Genomic DNA, 24,250 nt, shown 5'->3' on the forward strand with positions numbered 1-24,250 from the left:
CGCCATTTTGCGCTCGATATTACCGATCGTTGTTCGAGCAGGAGATTACGAAGGCCAACAGTCCGCATGGCCAATATTGCGAACATGAAGGCGGCTGGGAGAAACGTCAGCGAAAGCCGAAACTTGATGGAAAACTCAGACTGGACGAATAGCGAATGCAGCAGTTCGGACAGCCCCCAGGTGATGCCGGCGCTTAGCATGATAATGACGAGAGAACGCCAGACTATGCTCCAAAAGACCAGGACAAATCTGATCATCTTCTTTCACACCCTCCACCGCAAAACTCCCTGTTTAAGGCGGAATTTTGCGACGTAACAAAAGCACGCGGTCCCGCGACAGCCGAGCTTGCAGAGTGCCTCACGAAGATATCTTCGGCAAGTCGACCGCTCGCAGTGTTTTGTGAACCATCGCAATGGATCGAACTGGCTTCCGCAGCAGCCGCGAGCAAGGGGTCGTCAGCGCCGGCTAGAACAACTCCAGGAAAAGTGCGTAGCGGTTTTCCGTCCGGAATTGCGTAGAAACAATAAGCTAGAGCGCTTCAGGGATTCCGTGAAGCACTGAAGCGCTCTAGTGTCTATTCCCCCATCGAAAGAGCGGTAATGTCGCCAGCCGAGAACGATCCACGCCTTCACCAGAAGACGGGGAAGGTTTAGCCGAAGTCCGCAATCTGCGGGATGCACTCCGACGATCAGAGATCAAATCGGACAGTAGCCGGGCCTCAATGCACCAACACATATGGATCATGCTTGTTGAGCGTGTCAGCAGGGTCGAAGGCAATAGCGCCGCGGTTCAAGAGGACGTGTCGGAGATGCGGCCCGTCACGGATGACGTGAAGAGCTGGAAGCTCATAGCTTGGATGCTCTCAGCGTCATTGGATTTGGCGGCATGGCGCTGGGCGTCACATTTGCTGATGCGTTCAGGCGGTTAGCACTGTTGGTCTTGGGGAAATAATCCACCACGAAAGTGCTATTATTTGGCCAACAAGCGACGGCATTATCCCATTTTGGCGTATTTCCAATACCAAAGCGGATTCTACAGGATTTTAATAGGGAATTTCCTTGAAGGCAGAACTAAAAGCACGCGTGCGCTGCAAGATCGATTTTATTGGTTTGTTTCTAACGCATGCAGTAAGTATTAAACTAATTTATTTTCCTTATATCTACGAGGTACGCTTAACAGATCATGGAGACTGCGGATTAGCCAATAGATAGAGCTGTCTGGTACATTTTTATTGCTATAATTACCTGCGCTTTCTTTGGAGCCGGCGGTCTTATGATCAAGAATATTAAGCCGAAAACCCTTATCGAAGAGGACCAGCCGGACATAGGCGAGGATCATGTCAATGATTTGCATCTTCGTGCCACCGAAGACGAATCCGGTCCAGAAGATGCATAGCGTCCAGCTTCAAGGATGCGCCAAGGGATCACAGGCCGTACAAGACGCTCTATAATCGCTTCATCCGCTGGAGCCGTCTCGGCGTCTTCGATCGCATCTTCGCGGCCTTGGCAGGCTCGAGTATAAAACCGGACCGCATTATGATCGGCGCCACGCACCTGAAGATGCGGACACACATTCTTCTCCGCCATCTGTATCGCTGCTAAGCGTATCTTTTGGCTCTAAACAATGCGTCCCGCCCCTAGAAGACCTTGCCTTCCTCGAGATGTGTGGTCGTGCCGTTGATGTAATAGTCGCCGACCACCCTCGCCTTGTGCAGCAATGGGTTGTGATTGAGGAGCGTGCGGATGTTGCGCCAGTGACGGTCAAGATTGAGATACCGAGAGGTTGCCGACCCGCCGCCCAGCTCGAAGACATTGGTCGCAGCGGCGAGCGCGAGCTGCGAGGTAACGACCTGTGTTCGTGCCGTCGTCAAAGCACTTTCGACCAGGGCCGCTTCCAGTTGTTGCGGATCGCCCTCCCCGAAGGCGGCCACAGTCCGGTCGAGTGCTCTCGCGCTTTCGCGGATCAAGGTGTCGACGGCAAAGGAACCGGCTGCGATCTCGCCCAGGATCTTCTGCACGAAGGGATCGGCATTTGCAGTTTCGGCGGCGCTATGGGCGGTCGATCGCGCCTGCCTGCGCACATAGTCCATGCCCTCGGCAAGAACGCCGCGCACGGCGCCCGCCATCGAGGCGGCAAGATGCAATTGCCGCAGCGTCGAGACATGGCGGCCGACGAGCGTGTTCAGCCCTCGGGTGGAAATCTCATGCGGCAGGACCTCAACGTCCTCCAGCAGCACGCCGCCGCTTGCCGTCAGCCGCTGGCCCATGCCATCCCAGTCGTCGAGAATGGTGATGCCCTTGCGATCAACGGGCAGGAGAACGCCAACAAGCTGGTCGTCGTCGTTCCTGGCGCTGAAGAAGGCAAAGTCGGAAAAGGCCGTTCCCGTCGCATACCATTTGCCGCCATTCAACCGATAGCTGTCGCCGAATTTCGTCAACCGCGTCGTGACTTCGCCGGGACGTTTGGTGCCCTGCTCCGTATGCGCCCCTCCAAAGAGCTTGCCGGAGAGGACGCGGCTAAGCTGGGTCCGGTCGAGGGCCGTATTGGGATTGAGCAGCAGCCCTTCCGTGAAATTGAAATGGCTTCTGAGCGCATGGGCGACATTGGAGTCAGCCGCGCCGATCGTCATGATCATCTCGATGTAATCGACCACAGAACCGCCCGGCCCGCCGAGATCGACGGGAATGCGCAGCGTGCCGAGCCCGGCTTCCCTGAAGAGCCGGAACGCCTCAAATGGCAGCTCCCGCTCCAGGTCCCGCCTTGCCGCCTCCTTGGCAATTTCCCCCGCAAGCTCCGGCACCTTGGCAAGCAGCGCCGTCAGTTCGGCAGAACGAGACGCAGCCTGTGCGGGCCGGATGGCTGGAGCGATAGTCGGCATGAAGGAACTTTCTCGGCAGCAGAGTGATGAATGTCAGGGCTCGCGACCGGCGAGCCCTGAACGAGATCGTCAGGCGACGGCGCGTGCGAGCGGCACGACATTCTCGGACACCGATAGATTGCTGCGCGGCACCCGGCCTTCGAGGGGGTGGCTCGGATCGTTGAAACCGGGCGTCGACGGATGGCCCGTCGTCACCAGACGATCGACCAGCGCCTCATCCTCGGCATCAAGCTTCACGTCGATGGCGCGAATGTAGCTATCCCAATGCTCTTCCGTGCGCGGACCGGTGATGGCGGCGGAGATGAGCTTGTTGTTCAGCACCCAGGCGAGTGCGAATTCGGTCGGGGCGATGCCCTTGCGGGTCGCGTGCGCCGCAATCTCCTTGGCGATGGTGATCGATTCCGGGCGCCATTCGGTTTCCAGGATGCGCTTGTCGCCCCGACCGGCCCGCGTATCGCTCCCCGGCGCCTGACCCGGCTCGTATTTGCCGGTCAGCACGCCACGCGCCAGCGGCGAATAGGAGACGACGCCGAGACCGTAGTGGTGAGCGGCCGGCAGTTGCTCGGCTTCGGCTGTGCGGTTGACGATATTGTAAAGCGGCTGGCTGGCGACCGGGCGGTCGATACCAAGTTGGTCCGCCAGTTGCGCGACCTCGGCGATACGCCAGCCACGAAAGTTCGAGACACCGAAATAGCGCAGCTTGCCGGCGCGGATGAGATCGGCAATGGCGCGCACCGGCTCCTCGAGCGGCGCATCGAAGACCGCTCGGTGGAAATAGAGGATATCGATATAATCGGTCTTGAGCCGGCGAAGCGAATTCTCGACCGTCTCGATCACCCATTTGCGGGAATGGCCGCCGAGGTTCGGACCCTTCTTGTGCGAATTGACAAACTTGGTGGCGAGAACCCAATGATCGCGGTGGTTCTTGATACCGCGGCCAACCACTTCCTCGGACTTGCCGTCGTGATAGACGTCGGCCGTGTCGATGAAGTTGATCCCCTGCTCGCGCGCCTTGTCGATGATCCGGAAGGCGACATCATCCGGCGTCGGGCCGCCAAACATCATCGTGCCGAGGCTCAGCGGCGATACCTTGAGGGCGCTGCGCCCCAGATAGCGATAGTCAACCATTTCATTCTCCATTCTATTGAGCGTGATGACAGGCGACGGCATGGTCGCCGTGGAATTGACGTAAGGCGGGGTCCTCGGCCCGACAGAGGTCGGTCGCCAGCGGACAGCGTGTGTGGAAGCGACAGCCCGACGGCGGATTGTGCGGGCTCGGCAGGTCGCCGGTGATCGGAGCCGCCTGCCTGCGCCGGGAAGGATCGGGCACGGCGGCAAGCAGCGCCTGCGTGTAGGGATGCTTGGCGCCGGTCCAAAGCGCGCTGGTCGATGCGCTCTCGACGATGCGGCCGAGATACATGACGAGAACCCTGTCGGCGAAATACCGGACGACGGAAAGGTCGTGCGAGATGAAGAGGTAGGAAAGCGACAGCTCCGTCTTCATCTCGACGAGGAGATTGAGGATCTGCGCCTGGATCGAAAGATCAAGCGCCGATACCGGCTCGTCGCAGATTACCAGCTCCGGCTGCAGGATCAAGGCTCGGGCGATACCGATACGCTGGCGCTGGCCGCCGGAAAATTCATGCGGATAGCGATCCAGCGCATCCGGTGGCAGGCCGACATGCTCGACCATGGACGCAGCGATCTGATCGCGGCGCTTGCGATCGCCGATCCCGTGGACGGCAAGCGGCGCCGTCAGGATCGCGCGGATCGTCTGGCGCGGGTTGAGCGAGGCGAACGGATCCTGGAAGATCATCTGGATGTTACGGCGGATGGATCGCAACTCTTTCGCGGACATGGCCGAGACATCACGTCCCTTGAAGGTGACGCGGCCGGCCGACGGATTGACGAGCCGCATCAGCGACTTGCCGAGCGTCGACTTGCCGCAGCCGGATTCGCCGACGAGCGCCACCGTTTCGCCCTCGCCGATCTCCAGCGAGACGTCGTCGACTGCCCGAACCGTGCCGGCGTTGGCTGAATAATGGGTCGAAAGCCTATCGACCGATAGCAACGGCATGTGCGGCCTCCGTCAACGAGGAACCAAAGGGACAGGCAACCTGCCGACCGGCCGGAAGATGGAGCAGCGGCGGGACGGAAGAGGAGCATGAAGCTCGCGCCACCGGACAGCGCGGCCGGAACGAACAGCCCGTTTCGCCCGCCGCGGAGACGACCGAACCCGGAATTTCGGACAGCCGCCCGTCGCGATAATGGTAATTGGCATTCAGCCTCGGCGAGGCGGCAAGCAAGCCCTGCGTATAGGGATGGTAGGGCGTCTCGAAGACCACATCCGGCAAGCCTTCCTCGACCTTGCGGCCCGCATACATGACGACGACGCGGTCGGCCCACTGGGCGACAATACCGAGGTCATGCGTAATGAGGATGACCGCCATCTTCAATTTGCTGCGCAGATCGTCGAGCAATTGCAGCACCTGCGCCTGGATGGTCACGTCGAGCGCGGTCGTCGCCTCGTCGGCAATCAGAAGCTTCGGATCGCAGGCAACGGCGATGGCGATCATCACGCGCTGGCGCATGCCGCCGGAAAGTTGATGTGGATAATCGTCAACGCGACGGGCGGCATCGGGAATGCTGACGAGATCAAGCAGCTCGATGGCGCGCGCCCGCGCCTGCTTGCGGCTCAGATTCTCGTGGATGCGCAAGACTTCGACAATCTGGTCGCCGATCGTCAGCACCGGATTGAGTGATGTCATTGGTTCCTGGAAGATCATGGCGATGTCCCGGCCGCGAATACGGCGCAGTTCCTTTTCCGGCAGCGTCAGGAGATCCTGACCATCAAAAAGGATCTGGCCACCGGCTTTCGCCTGGCGCGGCAGCAGGCCCATCAGCCCGAGCGCCGTCAAAGACTTGCCCGAACCGGATTCGCCGACGATCGCCAGCATCTCTCCCGGCGTCACGGAAACGCTGACGCCTTTTACCGGCTCTGCGGCGGCAAAGCAGACGGAGAAATCGCGAACATCGAGAAGCGCCGGCATCTTAGCGTTCCTCCGCAAAACGGGGATTGAGCGCATCGTTCAAGCCGTCGCCGATCAGATTGAGCGCAAGAACCGTGAAGACGATGGCAAGGCCTGGCAGAGCGGTCAGATACCAAGCGGTGCGGATGACATCGCGGCCTGAACCGATCATCGAGCCCCAGGAGACCTGGTTCGGATCGCCGAGCCCCATGAAGGATAGCGCCGATTCCATCAGGATTGCGCTTGCGACCATCACCGAGGAGGTAACGATCAGCGGCGGCAGCGCGTTCGGCAAGATTTCGCGGAAGATAATGCGAGCGTGCCCGAAGCCGAGGCTGCGGGCGGCAAGCACATAGTCCTTCTCGTGGATGGCACGGAATTCCGCGCGCGTCAGACGTGCGACCGTCGGCCAACTGACGAGAGCGATCGCGATCGTAACAGTCGTCGTGGTCGGCTGCGCGATCGCGACCAGCACCACAAGCAGGACAAAGCTTGGTATGGTCTGGAAGATCTCAACGAGTTTGACAAGCAGGTCGTCGACCAGCCCGCCGAAATAGCCGGCAAGCGCGCCGATCGTGATGCCGGCGCCAAGTCCGAGCAAGGTCGCCGCTATGCCAACCAGCAGCGATACGCGCGCGCCGTGCAGAATGCCGGCAAGCACATCGCGGCCCATGGAATCGGTGCCGAGTGGATAGGCGCCATTCTGGCCCGGCCAAAGGAAGGGACGCGAGACCATCTCCATCGGGTCGCCGGGATAAAAAACCGGTGCCAGCAGAGCCGCAAGCGCCACTGCCGCCAGGAAGGCAAGGCCGAATAGTGCGTTGGGATTGGCGAGGAAGACCTTCACCTCCCGCCGTGCCCCACGCCATCGCTGCTTGCCAACCGAGGCTATACGCGCATCGGGCGCATGGATATGAGCCCAGCGCGCCACTGGACGCGGCTCGGCGACAGGTTCGGGCTCAGTCGTCGCTGCGACGAGTTCGATCGGCTCTCCGGTATAGGGTCTGAGCTTGTACGTATTCATCGGCTTGCTCCGATCCTGGGGTCGAGCCAGGCTTGCAGAAGATCGACGGCCGCATTTGCGACGATCACGAGGAACGAGGAGAGAAGCAGTATCCCGAGCAGCACGCTGAAATCGCGCGCCATGACGGCCTCGAAGGCAAGGCGCCCAAGGCCCGGCCAGCTATAGACCGTCTCCACAACCACGGCGCCGCCAAGCATGCCGCCGAAATGCATGCCGGCCATGGTCGTGATCGGGATCAGCGCATTGCGCAGCACATGCCGCGTCGTCACGAAAAATGGCGAAACGCCCTTGGCACGAGCCGTGCGGACGAAATCCTGCGACTTGACTTCAAGCATGGAGGCACGCGTCAGCCGCGCGTAGATCGCCAGGTAAAATAGCGAGAGTGATGTCGCCGGCAGGATCATGTAGCGGGCACGATCAAGCAGCGCCGGCAGGCCAGTCAGCCGCGAGCCGATGGTGCTGTCGCCGCCGCTTGGCAGCCAGCCGAGCTTGACGGAGAAAAACAGGATCAGCATCAGGCCGATCCAAAATCCGGGAATGGAATAGAACAGCAGCGACACGATCGATATCAGCCGGTCCGGAATCCGCCCCGCGAAGGTCGCCATCAGCGATCCCAGGATCAAGCCGACGGTGATCGCAATCGCCAGCGCCGCCAGCATCAGCATCAACGTGCCGGGCAGGCGCTGCCCGATCAGGTCAGCGACCGGCATGCCATAGCGCGGCGAGAAGCCGAGGCTGAAATGGGCGAGATTGTTGAGGTAGTCCACGAGTTGCACGAGGATAGGATTGTCGAGACCGAAACGCGACCGGAGAGCCGCCATGGATTCGACCGTCGCCGAGCCTGCTTCCGCTGCCATGACATCGGCGGCGTCGCCCGGCGCAAGCTTCAGCAGGAAGAAATTGAGAATGACAATCCCGAGCATCGTGGGCACGGCCTGGATCACCGTCCGCCGGATTGTTCGTGCGATACGTCTATAGGCTGACACCGCGCTTCACCTCGCAACTGCTATCGCCACCACTTCGCGGCATTGCAATAATAGTTGACTAAATCTGTGGATTTTGTCAAATTTACTTTAGCAAATAATTCCTTCGACTATCCTGAAACCGCGACATCATCGCATCATAAATCCAAAATATACGCATTTACTAGCACAAAATATCAACACGTATGTCTGTCGAGGTAAAAAGCTCTACCGCAAGAAACTTCCGCAGAAAGTGAAATCAGCAGGGGCTGGCCCGAGGGTCACAAGCCCGCAATGTGAAGGCTTGACGCTTATGACCCCACTCCCTCCCCCCACCCGCCGCAGCGTCCTCCTGGCTACGGCAACCCTTGGCGCGACTATGGCAGCACGGCTGCCCGCTTCCACCGCCGACGGCGAAGGCATCGCCGGCAGCCTGGCCTATGCCTATGTCGCGACGGCCTGACCGACACTGAAACGCGAGAAAACAGGAAGACGCCATGTCCATCCAACATCAACCGGGCTCCTTCGTCGGGCTACCGAAATTTGCCGCGCCGACCGATTTTCCCGAAAGCCCGCTGTCGCAGGCACTCAAGCAGCCCGTATTGCTCGGGCTCTTCTTACCGATCCAGGCAGGTGGCTGGACGCAATCGACGCTGGAACGCTCGACCGATTGGCGCTTCGACTACAACAAGGCGCTGACGCTGCGGGCGGAAGAGCTGGGCTTTGATCTTGTCTTTGCCCTATCGCAATGGCTGCCGAAGGGCGGGTATGGCGGTGTGTTCGATGGGCAAGCGCTCGACAGCTTCGTTTCGATCGCGGCGCTCGCAGGCCTCACGAAGAAGATCATGCTGATCTCCACCATGCATGTGCTCTACGGCCCCTGGCATCCTCTGCATCTCGCCAAGTTCGGTGCGACGCTCGACCACATCACCGGCGGGCGCTGGGGTATCAACGTCGTCACCGGTCATCGCGCCGTCGAGCATGAGATGTTCGGATGGCCGCGGATCGAGCACGACAAGCGCTATGACCTCGCGGCTGAATTTCTCGAAGTCCTGCAGCGGCTCTGGAGCGATACCGAGAATTTCTCCTATGAGGGAGAAAGCAGCTGGAAGCTCGGCGGCGGCTTCGTGACGCCGAAGCCGAATTACGGCCGGCCGATCCTGGTGAACGCGACCGGCTCCGATGCCGGGATCGCCTTTGCAGGCCGCTATTCGGATATCGTCTTCATCACCAGCCCGACGGGCGCCGATATCGACAGCGCATTGCAATCCCTGCCCGCTCATACCAAGCGGGTCAAGGATACGGCAATCAGCGTTGGGCGCAGCATCCGCACCCTCCTCAACCCTATGGTCATCTGTAGGCCGACCGAGAAGGAAGCCTGGGCGCTGGCCGACAAGATCGTTGCACATGCCGACCAACGTTCACCACAGGGTTTCCAATCGCTGAATTCCGACGCCCACGCCTGGAAAGGCCGTGACGCACAGGATCCCTACCGCTCCGTCGGCGGCAATATCCGCGTCATCGGCTCGCCGGAGCAGGTGGTCGATCAATTCCTCAAGTTGAAGGCGGCCGGTGTCGACGGCCTTCAACTCAGCTTCTTCGATTTCCGCGACGACCTCGACTTCTTTGGCAGCGATGTCCTGCCGCTGATGAAGCAAGCGGGCCTGCGCAACTGAAAGGCACGACCATGACAAGCAATGCCATTTCCGAAATCTGGTACACACGCTGCCCCGTCCCGACACCCGTCGGCCTCGCAGCCCAACTCGGCTATCTCGAAGAAACCTTCCGCAAGGACGGCGTGACGCTGAATTCCATCATCGATTCACCGGATCGAGACGTCTGCCAGAGTTATTTCGATCACACGCTCGGCTGGTCTTTTCGCCACGGCGCCAACCTGCCGCCGATCCGCGTACGATCCGAAGGCATTGTCGATTTCATGCGCAACCGCGTTGAAAGGGCTGGTTTCAGCGCTTTCGTTGAATGAGCTCGCCCATACCGATGTCGACATCATCGAGATCGGGCATTTCGATACAACGACCATATCAACAGGTGGGTGAATACCGATGACGCAGATCGATTTGGCGTGGGGTGCAGGCCCAACGCTGCGCTATGATGAATTGGCAGAGCGGTTCAGGCCCGTTTTCGCTCGCATTCGATCCTCGGCCATAGAACGCGACCTCGTTCGCGAGCTTCCGCATGAGCAGATCGGTTGGCTGAAGGAGAGCGGTTTCACCACGCTGCGGCTCTCCGCTGACGACGGCGGCTTTGCTGCGACGCTGCCGGAGCTTTTCAATCTCCTGATCGAACTGTCGGCGGCCGACTCGAATGTGACGAATGCCCTTCGCTCGCATTTCGGCTTCACCGAAGATGTTCTGAATTCGTCTGTCGTCGCCTGGCGTTCCGAATGGCTCCGGCGGATAGCCGCTCGGGAACTGATCGGCAGCGGCTTCTCTGAAGTCGGAGAGGCGAAAGTCGGTTCATTTTCGACCAAGCTGACCCGCAACGGCGATCATTGGCTGTTAAACGGTGCGAAATACTACACCACCGGTTCGCTATTTGCCGACTGGATCAATCTCGGCGGCAACGATGAAAACGGCGAGCCGATCGGCGCGCTGGTGCCCCGCCAGGCGCAAGGCGTCGACGTCGTCGATGATTGGGATGGCTTCGGGCAATCACTGACCGCAAGCGGCACCGCGCTGTTTTCCGATGTGGTCATCAAGGCTGAACTGGTGACGCCTCCCGGCGGCCGGTTCAAATACTCCGCCGCCTTCTTCCAGCTTGTGCATCTCGCCACGCTCGCCGGTATCGGTCGCGCCGCCGCCACCGATGTTGCCCGGCTGGTCAGCGAGCGCAAGCGCATCTACAGCCACGGCAATGCCTCAAGCGTCAGCGAAGACCCGCAGATCCTGCAGGTCGTCGGCCGGGTGCGCGGCGCGGCCTATTCGGCGGGCACGATCGTCCAAAAGGCGGCCGAAGCGCTCCAGCGGGCATATGAATTGCGCTCCCATGTCGACCCAACGATCAGCGAACGCGCCAACGCCATTGCCGAGATCGAGGTCAACCAATCGGTTCACGCCGTCACCAGCCTGATCCTCGAGGCCACCACGCTTCTCTTCGATGCGCTCGGCGCTTCGGCAACCAAGCGTGGCCTTGGCCTCGACCGTTACTGGCGCAACGCAAGAACGATCTCCTCCCACAATCCGCGCATTTACCGCGACCGCATCGTCGGCGATTTCGCCGTGAACGGGACGCCGCCGCCAGCGCAGTACAAGATCGGCCAGATCTGACGCTTCGGGCCGCGGGATTGGAATCCCCGCGGCCCGAACATCTGGATCAATGATGCTTCATGCAGTTGGACTGAGCCATATCTGCCCGAAGCTGTTGTTGATACCCTGGGCGCCAGGCGCAAAGTTTCGCACTTTCTTGTTGGCGACGATCTGCGCGCCGGCCGCGACCAGATCGACGGAAACGACATCCTCGTGGATGATGTGCTGGAACTGATACCAGAGCGCCCGGCGCTTGCCCTCGTCCGGCTCGGTTGCCGCCGCTTCGAGCAGGCGATCCACTTCTGGATTGGAATAGTGGCTCGCATTGGAAAAGACGAGGCCGATCTTGAAATTCTTCGACCAATAGGCGCGCTGGACGCCCAATGACGGATCGAAGGTGTTGGAGAGGGATTCGATGGCGATATCCCAGGCACGGTCGGTATAGACCGTCTTCAGGAACGTCGCGAGGTCGAGCTTCAGGATTTCGGCGTCGATGCCGATCACGGCCAGCGATTGCTTGATGAAATCGGCATAGGCCGGCGTCAGGAAGGAATTATAGGCGAGGCGCAGCTTGAAGCGTTTGCCCGCAGCGCCACGCGGATAGCCCGCCTCATCCAGCAGCTTTTCCGCAAGCTTCGGATCGGGTTCTCTAGCCTTGATGCTCGGATCGTACCATTTGGGCAATGCCGTGCTGATTGGGCTGGGCGACACCTGGCCATATCCATAAAGGGCGATATCGACGAGCTTCTGCAGGTCGATGGCATGCGCGATTGCCAGCCTTACCTCGCGCTTGTTCAGGATTTCGTTCTCATAGTTGAAGAACAACTGCTGTTGCGGACCGGAATAGGCATAGGTGGTCGTGTCCACCACGAGATTCGGATTCGTCTTCAACCGCTCAATATCCGAGAGCGGCACCGGATTGGCGCCGATGTCGATCTCGCCGGTTTCGAGTGCCGCAGCACGGGCCGCAGGATCGAGGATGACGCGCAGCACGACACGGTCGAGATAGGGCTTCGGCGCATCCCAATAATCGGGATTGCGGTCGAAGATCAGATAGCTGCCCGGCACCCATTCCTTCAGGATGAACGGCCCCGTGCCGATCGTCTGTGCGAGGTTTGGCTGTTGCTCCGGCTTGAATTTTTCATAGACATGCTTTGGAACGATAGGCGATTCCGAGCTGCTCAGTGCGGAGATCAGGTAAGGCGCCGGTTTCGACAGAACGATGATCGCGGTGTATGGATCGGGTGTCTCGACGGCTGTCACATTCTGATAGGTGATGCGCCCGCGTGGATGTGCCTCCCGCAAGCGGAAAATCGTGAAGTTGACGTCCTCGGAGGTGAAATCCTGCCCGTCATGCCACTTCACACCCTTGCGAAGCTTGAAGGTGTAACGCAGGCCATCCTCGCTCACCGACCATTCGGTCGCCAATAGAGGTATTGGGTTGAGATCATAGTCGAAATCGAACAGACCTTCGTTGATCTTCGGCCCGATCGCCTGCCCGGTGCCGGACGACGTGTTGATGGCAATCAGCGATGTCGGGTCGGGATAATAGGCCCAATTGAGCGTACCGCCCCTGACAGGCGGCTCCCCAGCCGCCTCGCCGATATCCGGAATGCCGGTGAATGCCAGACTTGCGCCACTGAGCAGCAAGAGTTGATTGAACTGACGACGATTGATGGTCATGCCTTCTGCTCCGAAAAAGTCAGAGCGGCCAAAGCCGCGAACGGGGCCCCACCCCGCATGGAGATGATCCCGTTCGCGCGTCATAATTGGAAGGCAGAATTTCTACTGACGATGGAAAGCCATGCTTCTTCGAAGAGCCACAGCCCTTTGGCAGGTACCTATCACACCCGACGTTTGAGATAGGCAAACCTGGCGAGCCGTTACTTTGCGGGCGTCGGCTCTCCAAGCGACAACATTAGCCGGTTTGCCCAATTGAAGAAGGCCGACGCGTGGATGAGATCGGCGATTTCGAGATCGCTCAAGCCTTCGTCACGCAGCTTGCCAATGTCCGCCGTGCCGAACTCCGCAGGCGTTTCGCTCAAGGTCGACGAGGCCGAGACAAGCGCATTCCACCGGCTGCCGAGATCGGTTTCCGTTCCCTCATCCAGCAGGCGTTGGACGTCCTCCGTTCGCTTCGAATGATGGGAAGCAAAGCGGGAATGCACGGAGGCGCAGAAGATGCAGCCATTGGTGCGCGAGGCCGCCGTCGCGGCGAGCTCGCGGTCGGCGCGCGGCAGGCCTGCCGCGACATTGTAGAAAATATCCTTGTCCGTTTTCGTGCGCGCCTGCAGGATCTCGGGATCCCGCGCGAGCAGCATGAAATAGGGCGATTTTGAACGAGATGCATCGACAAGCCCCGCCCAATGGCGCTCGGTCAGATCGCCTTCGACAAGCGGCTCCAGCCAGGGCGTCCAGCCGATTTCGGCTTGGGTAAAGACATTCGGACGGTTTTCGATCTCGGGATGAATGACGGTATCTGTCATAACGGATTTACCTTCTGTTCGGCTAAGCTGACAGGGACTGCGCGGTGGCGGTCGCCAAAGCCTTTAGTCCGGTGACAACCCTGATTTGGAACGCCAGAAAGGCGACGATCTGCGATAGCGTGACGACACCCGTCGTCGTCCAGCCCGCATCCAGCAGTTTCTGCAAGGCTCCGGCATTGGACTCACGCGGGCGGAAAACGAGAAGATGGCTGTGTTCCAGCGCCGCGGCGAGTTTCGGCCCAAGAGCATTGCGACTATCGCCGGACACCTCATAGACAAGACCGGCGCGATCCTCGCTGGAAAGCGGGCCGGCCGGATAGCGACCATATGGCCCGTGGGTGCGGCCTTTTTCCACCTCGGCTCCAACGGCTGTGGCTAGCGCCTTATCCGTCAGGCCGGAGGCATAGAAGCCGCTGATATCGGTCGCCGCGTGCAGGTCCGCAACGAAGACGGCAATAGCAAGCCGCTCGTCTTGCGTAACATCGCCTTGATGGGCCGGTTCAAACAGTGCCTGATAGCTCTTCTGCGCGTTAAGGCGGGTTTCCGGCCTTTCGGCACGGAGGCGATCCAGCGGGGATCCGGCGGTAATTCCCACCAGAAGATCGATGACGTCAGTGATCGGCGAAGTCATGGTCGTAGCCTTCTCTTCAAATGTCGGTTTTCAGGCTTTGGTCGCGAAACGGCGTTCACTTAAGGCCGGCGCCCGCGGCGTCCAGCCAAGGGCGGGCGCCACCTGGGCGGCGATAAGCTCCAAGGATCGGAGAATATGCTCATGCGGCGGATCGACGGAATGAACCTGGAAGACGAGGTCGGTTACCCGCGCAAGCGCGGTATCGACCTGAAGCGATGCGATGACATCCTCCGGCGTGCCGACATGGACATCGAAGGCCTTGATCAGATCGGTCGTGGTCTCGCCCCGGATCGTGAAACCGCTCGCGGTAAAGCGCTCGACGCTGCGCCTCAAGCCGATTTCGGCAAAATGCAGGGCCTGCTTCCGGCTATCGGCCACGAAGAGGCTGCGGGAGCCGAGAATGCGTGGGCTGCGCCCGTCCGGCAGTGCGGCGAGATAGGCGTCGATGATCGGATTCTGCAAATCCCAGAGTTCGGCATCCGGCGTCTCCGGCGGCCGTGGTTGCGTGCGCGACAGCATCAATCCGTCACCGGCAAGGCCGGCGCGTTCGCCACCGCCGACGGAGAAGGTCGCCTGCCAGACCCGGTCGCGCAGATGCGGCGCTGTGGGATAGAGGCGATTGCCACCGGCAAGTTCCCCGCCGGCCCATGCGTCGCGAACCAATGTCAGATGCTGACCGTAGATCAGCCCGCGATCGGCACTCTCAAGACCGAATGGCAGGAAGGCTTGCGGCGTGCCGCCGGTGCCGACACCGACCTCCAGCCGTCCATCGAGTAGAATATCGAGCACGGCAGTATCCTCGGCGACACGCACCGCGTCTTCCATCGGCAAGGTGATGACGCCCGTTCCAAGACGGATGCGCGACGTTCGCGAGGCCAGTCCCGCCAGAAAAACCAGAGGAGACGGCAAACCGCCCTCCTCGCCATTGAAATGGTGTTGCGCCACCCAGGCGCTATCGAAGCCCTGCGCCTCGGCATGGATGATCTGCTCGCTGACAAGCCTATAGCGGGTCGCCACATCCACCTGGTCGAGGACACGGCTGAAGAAACCCAATCTTTTCGGTGACGCTGGCGTGCTCATGGGATCATCCTGCATTGCTGTGGGTGGGCTCGAGAAGCCGTGGAAATTTCTTACCCGGAACGGCATCGATCAGCTCGCGCGTATAGGCGTTCTGTGGATTACCGAAGACGTCGTCAATCGGGCCGCCCTCAACCAGCTTGCCATCGTTGAGGACGGAGACCGTGTCGGAGATCTGCCGGACCACGGCAAGATCATGCGAGACGAACAGGTAGGTCAGGCCGAGCTCGCGCTGAAGCTCGTCGAGAAGCGACAGGATCTGTGCCTGAACGGTCACATCGAGCGCGGAGACCGCCTCGTCCAGAACGAGAATTTCCGGGTCGAGCACCAGCGCGCGGGCAATCGCGACACGTTGGCGCTGTCCGCCCGAAAGCGCATGCGGCCGCCGTTGCAGGACATCGGCGGGAAGGCCGACCTTTTCGATCGTCGCAGTCACCCTTGCCAGTCGATCAGCCTGCGGCAGCCGCTCGAAATTCAGCAATGGCTCCTCGACGATCTTCGCAATCGTCTGGCGCGGATCAAGCGAGCTGAAGGGATTCTGGTAGACTAGCTGGATCTTCTTGCGGAAAAGCCGCAGCGTCTCGCCGCGCAGCGACGACAGGTCGAGCCCGTTGATGAAGACCTTGCCGGCTGTCGGCCTCTGAAAGGCGGAGACGATGCGTATGGCGGTCGTCTTGCCGGAGCCGGATTCGCCGACGATCGCATGCGTGGTGCCGCGTCTGACGCGGAAGGACAGACCGTCGACGGCCCTAAAACTGCCCCCTTTGCCGCCGGGACCAAAATCCTGAACCAGCCCGTCGACGACAATGATGTCGTCAGCCGGCTTGGACGCCGTCGTGTCCGGGCGCGCGGCGCGGGGCACACGCGCGTTCAGGGACGGCGCATCGGCAAGCAGGCGACGCGTATAGGCGCTCTGCGGATTTCGGACGATATCGGCAGTACGCCCTTGCTCCTGAATGCGGCCATGCTGCAAGACGACGAGCCGGTCTGATCGGTCGGCGGCAACGCCAAGATCGTGCGTCACCAGCAGGATGGCCGTGCCATATTCCCGGCGCAGGTCATCGATCAGATCGAGGATGTGTTTCTGCACGGTGACGTCGAGCGCGCTTGTCGGCTCGTCGGCGATGATCAGCGAAGGCTTCAGCGCGATAGCGATAGCGATCAGCACCCGCTGCCGCATGCCGCCAGACAGCTCGTGCGGATATTGTTTCGCGCGAAGTCGCGGCTGGTTGAGGCCAACGCGCTCCAGCAACTCAATCGCTTGAAGATAGGCGGCAGCCCCGGACGCCCTGCCATGAATGATAAGGATCTCGGCAACCTGATCGCCAATCGTCCGCACCGGATTGAGGGAATTACCCGGATCCTGCGGAACGAGGCTGATGACCGACCCGCGAATGCCGTCCAGCCGCTTTTGCGGCCAGCCAGCAATATCCTGGCCATTCAACCGGATGCTACCCTGCTGCAGAAGGCCGCCCTCGGGTAGCAGGCCGATCAGCGCCTGGGCTGTCGAGCTCTTGCCGGAGCCGGATTCGCCCACCAGCGCCACGACTTCCCCGGCATTCACCTTGAAATCGATGCCGTGAACGGCCGGACGTGACCCGCTCCGGTCACGATAGGCGATCGTTAGGCCGGAGACGTCCAGAACGGGTACGGCCGCTTCACCTAATGTGCTCCCTGCGGAAATCATCATCGATTGACACTCCCGATTGCCCGGCTGATGCGGTTGATGGAGATCACGACCAGGACGACGACGATGCCGGGGGCAGCTGTCAGCCACCAGGCGGTCGCGATGTAATTGCGTCCCTCCGCAATCAGCAGACCCCATTCCGGCGTCGGCGGCGGCGCGCCATAGCCGAGAAAGCCGAGTGTCGAGAGCTGAAGAATAGCCCAGCCGGCCTGAAGTGCGGCAAAAGCGATGACCGAGGTCAGCGAGTTCGGCAGGATATGGCGCCACAGCACCTTGAAGAAAGTGCCGCCGCTGCCGAACGCGGCTTCGACATAGTCGCTTCGCCGCACGGTGACGACTTCCGAGCGCACCAGCCGCGCGAACTTCGCAATCAGGGTGATGCCGACTGCGATTGCCGCATTGACCGTGCCGAAGCCGAGCAGGACGATGATGCTGAGCGACAGCAGCAGGTCCGGAATCGACAGCATGACATCCACCAGCCGCATGATGGCCGTCTCCAGCCTTCCGCCAAGCGAGCCGGCGAGAACACCCAGCGCCGTTCCGACGACAAGAGCGATGCAGACGGCGGCAAGCGCCCCTGACAGCGAATGCACCGATCCATAGACGATACGGGCATAGAGGTCGCGGCCCAGTGAATCTGTGCCGAGGAGATGCGTAGCGCTCGGCGGCCGCAGATGCTGCCCGGGCAGTCCCTGCACCGGATCATAGACCGTGAAAACGCCAGGCAAGATCGCCCATAGCACGACCAGCGCAAACACCAGGCAAGCGAGAACGAGGCCGGGTTGAATGCGCAGCGAGAAGCGGCGCGCCTCGGCCTGCCCTTCACCGCCGTCCAGCGGCGTGACCTGCGCGCTGTCAATCGGATCAGCAGCGTCGGTATTATGATGACGTTCAGCGGTTTCGAAGATCGTCATCGCGTCGTTCCCAGCTTCGCCTTGAGGCGTGGGTCGAGGATCGGATAGAGCAGATCGACGACGAGATTGATGGTGACGAAGGCTGTCGCCGCGATGACGACGATCGCTTGCAGCACGGCAACGTCCTGGCTATCCACCGCCTGTTTCGTCAGCCCGCCGATACCGTTCAGGCCGAAGACCGTTTCGGTGACGACTGCGCTTGCGATCAACTGTCCTAACAACAATCCCGCAACCGTCAGAACCGGCAGGAGCGTGTTTTTGGCGACATGCCGCCAGAGAACCTGCATATGCGAAAGACCCTTGGCGCGCGCCACCGGCACGAAGGGGCGCGTCAGGACCTCGTCGATATTCTTCAACAGGATCTGCGCAAGCGGCGCGGAAATCGGCACGGCCACCGTGAGGATCGGCAGGACCAGTCCTTCCCAGGGTCCCGGATTGATCACCGGGACCAGCCGGAACCGAAACGAGAATATCTGAATGAACATAATGCCGAGCCAGAAGGTCGGCACGGAAATGAAAAGCGAAGGCAGCGACTGGATGGCACCGCGTAGCCAGGCAAGCCCTGGGAGATTGGACAATACGGCGATGAGGACGGCCAGAATGGCGGCGACCAGGAAGCCGAAGCCTGCAAGCAACAGCGTCGACGGCAGATTGGTGGCGACCAGAGTGCTGACGGCAACGCCTGCTTGTAATGAATAGCCGAAATGACCGGTGAGGAAATTCCAGATCGTATGGAGATATTGCTGCAGGATCGATCCATCGGCGCCATAGGCAGCCCTGATATCGGCAAGCTGTTCTGGGCTGAGCCCATAGTCCGGGCTCTGGAATTTGATGAGCACCGCATCGCCCGGCATCGACTGGAGCAGCACGAAGGATACGGTGAACGCCGCCCAGAGAACGAGCAGGGACTGTCCAATCCTCGATAGTATGTATCTTGTCATGCCGATTACCATGCCTTCAACAGACGTCGGCCCGGCGAAATGCCGGGCCTAACGCCATCATCAATGCTCGGCGAGCCAGGTGCTGTAGAATGCCGGCCGGCCGACGGCCTCAAAAGCGATCCCCTTCACATAGGGGGCGCCGGCAAACACCTGCGGTTCCTCGAAGAAGGGAATGACATAGGCCTGATCCAGCAGATATTCCTGTGCTGCCTTGGCGGCTGCCAGCCGCTTGCTGCTGTCCGTCTCAGAGGCGACGGTCTCGAGGATGCCGTTCAGCTCTTCGTCAAAGAAGGTAGCCTTCGAATTGAGCCCGCCCTTCTGCAACAGCGCGTCGCGGTTTTTCGGATAGAACTGGCTCTTGATGACATCCGGATCGGCGCGACCGACTTCGGCGACGACGAGCGGCGTCTTTGTCGGATCGACAGTGTCGGTCACCACATTGCCGGAGGTGCCGGCAAGCACCTGCAGCTTGACGCCGATCTTGGCCCATTGCTGCGCGACGAGCTGGAGCACCGCCTTGTTCTGCGGCTGCGGCAGGGATTCATAGACGGCGAGTGCCAGCGGCTTGCCATCCTTCTGCCGCACGCCACCCGACCCCTTGGTCCAGCCGGCTTCGTCGAGGAGCTTTTCGGCAAGCGCCGGATTATAGGTGAGCTTCGAGGACAGATCCTCATAGCCGGCGGCGGCCGACGAAATGATCGACTTTGCCTGCGGATAATTCGCCGAAAACAGCGTTTCGACGATCTCCTTGTTATCCGTGGCATGCAGCAACGCTTGGCGGACCTTGATGTCGGCGACGAACGGATTGTCCGGTCGGAAGGCGACACTGTCGTTCACGCCGCGCGTCGGCGCGGCATAGATCGCGAAACTCTGGTCGCTCACCTGCTTTTCGTCATAGGCCTGGAGCTGGCGGATGAAGTCGGCCTGGCCGGACAGCAGCGCGCCGATGCGAACACTATCCTCGCCAGTGATGATGTATTTAATGCCGTCGAGATAGGCCCTGCCCTGATGTTCGAGCTTGGCTGGCCCCCAATTGTAATCCGTACGAGCCTTCAGCGCGAGCTGCTTGCCGAGCGTCTCGCTTTCGACGACGAAGGGGCCGGAACCGATGATCTTCGTCGCGTCGCCGAGCTGATCGAAAGGCAGCGCCAGCGTCTTCAACGAAACAAGGCCGGAGCCGATCACGGACGTGCCCTGCAGGAAGCCGGGTGACGACTTCTTGAAATAGAACTTCACGGTGTAGGGGTCGACGACTTCGCTGTGATCGTAGTTGTTGATGACTTCGGAAGCCGGTTGCTTCAGCTCCTTGTTGCCGAGGCCGAAGGTATCGTAATTCTTGGCGACGGCGCTGGCGTCAAGCGGCGTGCCATCGGAAAAGGTGACGCCCTTGCGGATCTTGAAGGTATATTCCGTCGCGCTGTCATTGACGACCCAGGACTCGGCGATCCACGGCTCGACCTGCAGCGTCTTGGGGTTTTGATAGGTCAGCTTGTCGGTGATCTGGTTCAGGATACCACCGTTCGGATAGAAGCCTCCGGCCGGCGGATAAAGATTCGTGTGGGCTTGCTGCTCCAGATAGATCAGCGTCCCACCCTGGACCGGCTTATTGTCCTCGGCCGAGAAGGCGGCTTGGGGAAGCGCCAATGAGACGAACCCCAAGAGCGTCAATGTCTTCAAATTACGTGCGATTGTCATCTGATGCCTCGAACTGGAATGTATCGAGAGGGTATCGCACCGGCCGGCTCAATCAATATTGTTTATGGAATTACTATGCTATATTTGGGTTGCTGTGGAGAATGAACCTTCAGCCTGTCCCGGCCTCGGGCAATTCCCGTTCAGGGCAATTGGAGGCTGCATTACGCAGCACGCATCGTTGGTCCGCTCGGAGCTTTCACGCAGCCTTGAGCCTGCTCTCCACGAGGCGGGCGAACAATGTCGCGCCGACCGGCAGGATGGCGTCGTCGACGATGAAGCCGGGATTGTGGGCCGGAACAGTGCCGGAATGGCCGAGCGTGAAGAAGGCTCCGGGCGCGTGCAACAAAAAGTCCGCGAAATCCTCGCTGCCCATCGCCCGCTTCGGCGCTGTCGAAACCCGTGTCGGCCCCAGAACCTCGCGCCCGATGTCGGCGACGATATCGACATGTTCGGCATGGTTGGTCAGGACAGAGAAAATATCGCGGATATCGATTTCGGCCGTGAGATCATGGGCGGCCGCAACATTCCGGGCGATGGTCGTGAGCCGGGAGCGGATCAGCTCTCTGACCCCATCGGAAAAGGCGCGGATCGTCCCGCCGACGCTCGCCGTCTCCGGGATCACGTTATAGGCCGAGCCAGCCCCTATCTTGGTGACCGACAAAACCGCGGGCTCGGTCGGCGGGACGTTGCGGCTGACGATGGTCTGAAGCGCCTGGACAAGCTCAGTGATCGCCGCGATCGGATCACGCCCGGCATCCGGATGAGCACCATGCGCGCCCTTGCCCTTGAACGTCGCGTCGAAGAAGTCGGCACCGGCGAGTACCGTTCCAGCCGTCACATGCAGATGATCCGGCGCCAGAAAGGTTGCATTGTGGAGCCCATAGATCTCGTCAACGGGAAAACGATCGAACAGCCCGTCGGCTATCATCGCACGGGCACCGCCCAGGCCCTCCTCCGGCTGAAAGATGAAGATGACGGTGCCGGCGAAATCGCGGGTCTCGGCAAGATAACGCGCGGTGCCGAGAAGAATGGCGGTATGGGCGTCGTGACCGCAGCCGTGAAAGCGGTTCGGATAGATGGAAGCATAGGGCAGACCTGTTTCTTCCGGCATCGGCAGCGCATCCATGTCGGCTCTGAGCCCCACCGACCGATTGACCGGATGCCGTCCGACCAGACGCCCGACGACACCGGTCTTGCCGATACCGCGATGAACTTCGATGCCCCAGAACGCCAGCTTGTCGCCGACGATGCCGGAGGTCCTGACCTCCTCGAACCCGATCTCCGGATGCGTATGAATGTCTTGACGGATCGCAACGAGTTCAGGGACATAGCTCGCAATACGGTCTATGATCTTTGGAACAGGAGCATCGTTGGCTGCAATATTCGATTGGGTCATGGAAGCATCTCAGAACGGGAGTTCGGCTCCAGATCGGAACGACCGGCGATCGCTACTAAAACATCGCATATGTAAGTAGTATATATAATAGTAGATTAATTGATCGCGAACGCGACGGGGCTCTAGCAATCGTGATATAAGGGGAGCATGAGGTAAGCCGGTGGAGATCGGTGTCTCGCGCCGAGCGAAAGTCGCGGCGATTGCGCGCGCCTGCGAGCGACAATGGTCGAGCTCACCTGGCTATGGCTCCGCCATCAACCGAGCTCGGCGCTGACCGGCTGGTTGAAGGAGCGCATCGCACGCAAAAGCGGCCGCCTTAAAACCCCTATGATCGTAGCTCTAGCTCGCAAATTGCTGGTTGCTCTCTGGCAGTATGTGACTTCCGGCGTCGTAATCGAGGGGCGATCATGAAAACTGCCTGAATCAAGCAACCATCGAACACGGAATACTGCTCATCCTCAGGGCGTGATCAGCCCTGACGGATCCAGGTGAACGGACCGGGAATCCCGTTGGCTTTAGACGCCGATCTTCAGTTTGGCCCCGTTCTCCTGAGCCTACGCCAGTCGAAAGCGGGAAATGGTGCAGCCGCTATGCACGGCGACCGAATGTGAGGTTGTACAGGCCCGCGAACGGGCCCGTAATTGCTATGGGCTCAGACCGTGGATCCGCCGACAAAGGAGAAATTCGATGCCACTAGGATGAACAATTGACAAAAGACCTGATGTGATGGGATTCGAACCATCAATATGTAAGTCGGACGACTAATTTGGAAGAGATCTCAAATGCCGCCAAACCGCTCAAGCATCTTTCGAAGCTGAACGTTCTGTTGACGCAGATGTTCTGCCAGCAAGCCCTGCAACCGTCGATTCTCTTCCTCGAGTGCGACTAACTCATCGGAAGGTATTTCGACATGAGTGGCGGCTGATCGCACGAGGGCGGCACTTTTCACACCGCTGGCACGATCAACGACACGCGCTTCGCGACGGCGCCGCGATGTTCTCGGATGTCCCAGCTCGGGAAGGTTCTCTTTCGATTCCGAAACCGGACTGAACGCTGCAACATCGTTTTGCTGCGGCGGATAAGTTTGTTCCGTCTCGGCCAATGAAGCCGAAATCCTTTTGTCGTCGACGGTCTCAAACCTGTCGTCGCGATGAGTTGTCGGTTCTGAATCCGATGACATCACGCGATCTTGGCCCTCAGTCGGTGAAACCATGTTGGGCTCGAACAGATGCGGCGCTTCCGCTTGCGCCTCACGCGCAAGGGCCTTGAGATCAGTGCTGCCCCAAATCGCATCTTGCTTCATAGTTGACCGCCGGCGCGTCGATTTGAATTCGACGACGAAGGTTCGCTGCTGTGTTTTCATATGTGTCCGATCTTTGCAATTGTCAGGCAAGCTTACGATACGTCGAAGCGCTGAAGCAGCGTCCTAAGCTGAGCATTCTGCAAATGCAGCTTTTGGGCCAATTGCCGTCTCAATCGCCTGATTTCCTCGTCAAGGCTAATGGCCTCATTCAATAAGGTTACCGTCAGCGATATGCTGAAGTGAGCTGCGAAGAAATCTGCTCGATTGTCATCTGTAGGCGCTCTACAACTTCAACTGTGTTCGAACCGTCACGGAAACGATGCACACGGCATCGCTCCAATCCTGGGGAACACCTAGTATCTCCCCCGGCTTAGGCAGAATTTGAGTCTCTATCACCCAAGGGACGTCTGGAGGTCTAATATCTCCTACCAGCTGCCCCGGCGTACCGTAGATCATCACATAGCCAGTCATGGCGTTGGAGACCTTTATGGATGCCGGTACTGCACCCTCCAGATGTGATTGGAGCACAATTTCATCCAAGCTATTGTCTGCGGCGGCAGTAGCCGCCGATGGATGCGACGGCAATTCGGTTGCACCGCACTGAGACGAAGCCTACCACGGACCGTATGTCTTAGCGGATGGGACAGCTTCAAATTTATGCTGCGCTGACACTTCCTTCAGCACCACATAGGCGGGTGGCCGTTGCGTCAGCGTTCGCCTGCAAGCGTGCCCACCACATGCGGATCACATTTCAGCCTTACATGCGAACCTTGAGATGGATTGCCACCGTTCGGGCGGTAGGACAATCAGAGTAGCTATGTCGAGGCGTTGGGAAAAGCGGGCCTTCCGATATAGGCGATTGCGGTCTCAGGAATTAGTCAATTTTCTAGGCCGTGTCCCCATAACGGGGTTCATGTTGGTGCTGGTGTGTGATTCAATCTCCAGAAAAGGAGATTGCCAT

The 24,250-nt window shown here is 59.9% G+C and carries 20 protein-coding genes and 3 pseudogenes; 7 read left to right on the forward strand and 16 right to left on the reverse strand.

From position 1 onward, the window contains the following. Positions 1–599: 599 nt before the first annotated feature. Positions 600–951, forward strand: a pseudogene (locus AB6803_RS28985) (DUF1515 family protein). A gap of 321 nt (positions 952–1,272) precedes the next feature. Continuing rightward, on the forward strand, positions 1,273–1,395 hold the full coding sequence (locus AB6803_RS28990) for a hypothetical protein (RefSeq protein WP_267900828.1): 123 nt from the start codon (positions 1,273–1,275) through the stop codon (positions 1,393–1,395). Between the two features lie 241 nt (positions 1,396–1,636). On the opposite strand, the gene AB6803_RS28995 is transcribed toward AB6803_RS28990, so the two are convergent. The 6 genes from AB6803_RS28995 to AB6803_RS29020 all read right to left on the reverse strand — a co-directional run bounded on the left by AB6803_RS28995 (position 1,637) and on the right by AB6803_RS29020 (position 7,917). Next, positions 1,637–2,878, reverse strand: coding sequence for an acyl-CoA dehydrogenase family protein (locus AB6803_RS28995; protein WP_371112134.1), 1,242 nt, complete (start codon positions 2,876–2,878; stop codon positions 1,637–1,639). Positions 2,879–2,947: 69 nt separating this feature from the next. Next, a complete protein-coding gene (locus AB6803_RS29000; RefSeq protein ID WP_371112135.1) occupies positions 2,948–4,006 on the reverse strand; it encodes an aldo/keto reductase in 1,059 nt (352 codons plus the stop codon). A 13-nt stretch (positions 4,007–4,019) separates the two neighbouring features. Next, positions 4,020–4,955 carry an ABC transporter ATP-binding protein gene (locus tag AB6803_RS29005; protein WP_007690468.1) on the reverse strand — a complete coding sequence of 312 codons (936 nt, stop codon included), beginning with the start codon at positions 4,953–4,955 and terminating at the stop codon, positions 4,020–4,022. Continuing rightward, positions 4,933–5,928, reverse strand: a complete 996-nt coding sequence (locus AB6803_RS29010) for an ABC transporter ATP-binding protein (protein ID WP_065707417.1) — start codon at positions 5,926–5,928, stop codon at positions 4,933–4,935. The genes AB6803_RS29005 and AB6803_RS29010 overlap by 23 nt, the downstream gene beginning before the upstream one ends. A 1-nt stretch (position 5,929) precedes the next feature. Next, positions 5,930–6,931, reverse strand: coding sequence for an ABC transporter permease (locus AB6803_RS29015; protein ID WP_371112136.1), 1,002 nt, complete (start codon positions 6,929–6,931; stop codon positions 5,930–5,932). After that, positions 6,928–7,917, reverse strand: coding sequence for an ABC transporter permease (locus tag AB6803_RS29020; RefSeq protein ID WP_007690471.1), 990 nt, complete (start codon positions 7,915–7,917; stop codon positions 6,928–6,930). The genes AB6803_RS29015 and AB6803_RS29020 overlap by 4 nt, the downstream gene beginning before the upstream one ends. 289 nt (positions 7,918–8,206) lie before the next feature. Between AB6803_RS29020 and AB6803_RS29025 the strand changes: the two genes are divergently transcribed. From AB6803_RS29025 to AB6803_RS29040, 4 genes and pseudogenes are all read left to right on the forward strand, one after another. Further along, entirely contained in the window at positions 8,207–8,356 is a 150-nt protein-coding gene (locus AB6803_RS29025; protein WP_007690472.1) for a hypothetical protein, read from the forward strand. Positions 8,357–8,390: 34 nt separating this feature from the next. Further along, the gene (locus AB6803_RS29030) at positions 8,391–9,569 is read left to right on the forward strand and encodes an LLM class flavin-dependent oxidoreductase (RefSeq protein WP_007690473.1); all 1,179 of its coding nucleotides are present in this window, start codon (positions 8,391–8,393) and stop codon (positions 9,567–9,569) included. 11 nt (positions 9,570–9,580) lie between these two features. Beyond that, positions 9,581–9,911, forward strand: a pseudogene (locus AB6803_RS29035) (ABC transporter substrate-binding protein); the annotation flags it as partial. Between the two features lie 45 nt (positions 9,912–9,956). Next, positions 9,957–11,180 (forward strand): monooxygenase, encoded by a 1,224-nt coding sequence (locus AB6803_RS29040; protein ID WP_034522268.1) that lies wholly within the window; start codon positions 9,957–9,959, stop codon positions 11,178–11,180. A gap of 57 nt (positions 11,181–11,237) precedes the next feature. Here AB6803_RS29040 and AB6803_RS29045 read toward each other — a convergent pair whose 3' ends face one another. The 9 genes from AB6803_RS29045 to AB6803_RS29085 form a co-directional block, all read right to left on the reverse strand. Beyond that, positions 11,238–12,842, reverse strand: a complete 1,605-nt coding sequence (locus AB6803_RS29045; protein ID WP_034522269.1) for an ABC transporter substrate-binding protein — start codon at positions 12,840–12,842, stop codon at positions 11,238–11,240. Between the two features lie 200 nt (positions 12,843–13,042). After that, a complete protein-coding gene (locus AB6803_RS29050) occupies positions 13,043–13,645 on the reverse strand; it encodes an alkylhydroperoxidase domain protein (protein WP_007690479.1) in 603 nt (200 codons plus the stop codon). Between the two features lie 22 nt (positions 13,646–13,667). Further along, a complete protein-coding gene (locus AB6803_RS29055) occupies positions 13,668–14,276 on the reverse strand; it encodes a CMD domain protein (protein WP_012649462.1) in 609 nt (202 codons plus the stop codon). 30 nt (positions 14,277–14,306) lie between these two features. After that, positions 14,307–15,356 carry a putative FMN-dependent luciferase-like monooxygenase gene (locus AB6803_RS29060; RefSeq protein ID WP_042471032.1) on the reverse strand — a complete coding sequence of 350 codons (1,050 nt, stop codon included), beginning with the start codon at positions 15,354–15,356 and terminating at the stop codon, positions 14,307–14,309. 4 nt (positions 15,357–15,360) lie between these two features. Beyond that, a complete protein-coding gene (locus AB6803_RS29065; protein WP_034522271.1) occupies positions 15,361–17,043 on the reverse strand; it encodes an ABC transporter ATP-binding protein in 1,683 nt (560 codons plus the stop codon). Continuing rightward, positions 17,040–17,954 (reverse strand): ABC transporter permease, encoded by a 915-nt coding sequence (locus AB6803_RS29070; RefSeq protein WP_034522272.1) that lies wholly within the window; start codon positions 17,952–17,954, stop codon positions 17,040–17,042. The genes AB6803_RS29065 and AB6803_RS29070 overlap by 4 nt, the downstream gene beginning before the upstream one ends. Beyond that, positions 17,951–18,895 carry an ABC transporter permease gene (locus AB6803_RS29075; protein ID WP_034522609.1) on the reverse strand — a complete coding sequence of 315 codons (945 nt, stop codon included), beginning with the start codon at positions 18,893–18,895 and terminating at the stop codon, positions 17,951–17,953. Before AB6803_RS29075 ends, AB6803_RS29070 begins: the two co-directional genes overlap by 4 nt. Positions 18,896–18,955: 60 nt before the next feature. After that, positions 18,956–20,590, reverse strand: coding sequence for a TIGR04028 family ABC transporter substrate-binding protein (locus tag AB6803_RS29080; protein ID WP_012649457.1), 1,635 nt, complete (start codon positions 20,588–20,590; stop codon positions 18,956–18,958). A gap of 196 nt (positions 20,591–20,786) precedes the next feature. Next, positions 20,787–21,986 carry a M20 aminoacylase family protein gene (locus AB6803_RS29085; protein WP_371112137.1) on the reverse strand — a complete coding sequence of 400 codons (1,200 nt, stop codon included), beginning with the start codon at positions 21,984–21,986 and terminating at the stop codon, positions 20,787–20,789. A gap of 189 nt (positions 21,987–22,175) precedes the next feature. On the opposite strand from AB6803_RS29085, the pseudogene AB6803_RS29090 reads away from it, so the two are divergent. Beyond that, a pseudogene (locus AB6803_RS29090) lies at positions 22,176–22,408 on the forward strand (IS110 family transposase); the annotation flags it as partial. A gap of 356 nt (positions 22,409–22,764) precedes the next feature. Here AB6803_RS29090 and AB6803_RS29095 read toward each other — a convergent pair. Further along, the gene (locus AB6803_RS29095) at positions 22,765–23,349 is read right to left on the reverse strand and encodes a hypothetical protein (RefSeq protein WP_371112138.1); all 585 of its coding nucleotides are present in this window, start codon (positions 23,347–23,349) and stop codon (positions 22,765–22,767) included. Positions 23,350–24,250: the final 901 nt, after the last annotated feature.

The sequence above is a fragment of the Rhizobium sp. RCC_161_2 genome (assembly GCF_041355235.1).
Taxonomy (GTDB): Bacteria; Pseudomonadota; Alphaproteobacteria; order Rhizobiales; family Rhizobiaceae; genus Rhizobium.

Excerpts from the sequence above, each read along its gene's own strand:
- AB6803_RS28990 (WP_267900828.1), top strand. The coding sequence starts at position 1,273 with ATGATCAAGAATATTAAGCCGAAAACCCTTATCGAAGAGGACCAGCCG.
- AB6803_RS28995 (WP_371112134.1), bottom strand. The coding sequence starts at position 2,878 with ATGCCGACTATCGCTCCAGCCATCCGGCCCGCACAGGCTGCGTCTCGT.
- AB6803_RS29000 (WP_371112135.1), bottom strand. The coding sequence starts at position 4,006 with ATGGTTGACTATCGCTATCTGGGGCGCAGCGCCCTCAAGGTATCGCCG.
- AB6803_RS29005 (WP_007690468.1), bottom strand. The coding sequence starts at position 4,955 with ATGCCGTTGCTATCGGTCGATAGGCTTTCGACCCATTATTCAGCCAAC.
- AB6803_RS29010 (WP_065707417.1), bottom strand. The coding sequence starts at position 5,928 with ATGCCGGCGCTTCTCGATGTTCGCGATTTCTCCGTCTGCTTTGCCGCC.
- AB6803_RS29015 (WP_371112136.1), bottom strand. The coding sequence starts at position 6,931 with ATGAATACGTACAAGCTCAGACCCTATACCGGAGAGCCGATCGAACTC.
- AB6803_RS29025 (WP_007690472.1), top strand. The coding sequence starts at position 8,207 with ATGACCCCACTCCCTCCCCCCACCCGCCGCAGCGTCCTCCTGGCTACG.
- AB6803_RS29030 (WP_007690473.1), top strand. The coding sequence starts at position 8,391 with ATGTCCATCCAACATCAACCGGGCTCCTTCGTCGGGCTACCGAAATTT.
- AB6803_RS29040 (WP_034522268.1), top strand. The coding sequence starts at position 9,957 with ATGACGCAGATCGATTTGGCGTGGGGTGCAGGCCCAACGCTGCGCTAT.
- AB6803_RS29045 (WP_034522269.1), bottom strand. The coding sequence starts at position 12,842 with ATGACCATCAATCGTCGTCAGTTCAATCAACTCTTGCTGCTCAGTGGC.
- AB6803_RS29050 (WP_007690479.1), bottom strand. The coding sequence starts at position 13,645 with ATGACAGATACCGTCATTCATCCCGAGATCGAAAACCGTCCGAATGTC.
- AB6803_RS29055 (WP_012649462.1), bottom strand. The coding sequence starts at position 14,276 with ATGACTTCGCCGATCACTGACGTCATCGATCTTCTGGTGGGAATTACC.
- AB6803_RS29060 (WP_042471032.1), bottom strand. The coding sequence starts at position 15,356 with ATGAGCACGCCAGCGTCACCGAAAAGATTGGGTTTCTTCAGCCGTGTC.
- AB6803_RS29065 (WP_034522271.1), bottom strand. The coding sequence starts at position 17,043 with ATGATGATTTCCGCAGGGAGCACATTAGGTGAAGCGGCCGTACCCGTT.
- AB6803_RS29070 (WP_034522272.1), bottom strand. The coding sequence starts at position 17,954 with ATGACGATCTTCGAAACCGCTGAACGTCATCATAATACCGACGCTGCT.
- AB6803_RS29075 (WP_034522609.1), bottom strand. The coding sequence starts at position 18,895 with ATGACAAGATACATACTATCGAGGATTGGACAGTCCCTGCTCGTTCTC.
- AB6803_RS29080 (WP_012649457.1), bottom strand. The coding sequence starts at position 20,590 with ATGACAATCGCACGTAATTTGAAGACATTGACGCTCTTGGGGTTCGTC.
- AB6803_RS29085 (WP_371112137.1), bottom strand. The coding sequence starts at position 21,986 with ATGACCCAATCGAATATTGCAGCCAACGATGCTCCTGTTCCAAAGATC.
- AB6803_RS29095 (WP_371112138.1), bottom strand. The coding sequence starts at position 23,349 with ATGAAAACACAGCAGCGAACCTTCGTCGTCGAATTCAAATCGACGCGC.